We start from the raw sequence: 433 nt of genomic DNA, 5'->3' as shown, positions 1-433 counted from the left end.
AATTTTACCTAAAACATCTTCATAAGCAACAAATGTTTTTATAAGTTCTCTAAGTAACTCATCGGTTTTGAATAAATCTTGTCGTTTAGTTTCAATATTCTTTTTTTCTGCTATATGGTTATGTTTTTTCTTAAACGTATTTAGAGAGACTTCTAATTCTTTAATTCTATTATTAACTTTTAATTTCTTGTGTATGGTGTCAAAAAAAGTATCTACACTTATCATTGATTCATTACCTGCAAATAGAGTATCAATATTCAGAATTAGCTCTCTATTTTTTTTAATTGCAGCCTCTAGGTTGGCAATCTTTTCTGAAATGTAATTATCTAATTCAAGAGCGTCAAAGTCTGTGAACGAATCATCAATAAGTTTTAGTGACTCATTTTCCTTATTTAGTTCGCTAATTTTTTCATTAACTTTCTTTAAAACATCT

At 26.8% G+C, this 433-nt stretch carries 1 protein-coding gene; it reads right to left on the bottom strand.

The features are described 5' to 3' along the window. On the bottom strand, positions 1 to 433 hold a 433-nt coding region (locus J1N10_RS21090; protein WP_262328694.1), incomplete at both ends, for a hypothetical protein.

Source organism: Carboxylicivirga litoralis (assembly GCF_025499605.1).
In the GTDB taxonomy this organism is placed as follows: Bacteria; Bacteroidota; Bacteroidia; order Bacteroidales; family Marinilabiliaceae; genus Carboxylicivirga; species Carboxylicivirga litoralis.
This window is presented reverse-complemented; position numbering and strand designations above follow the sequence as displayed.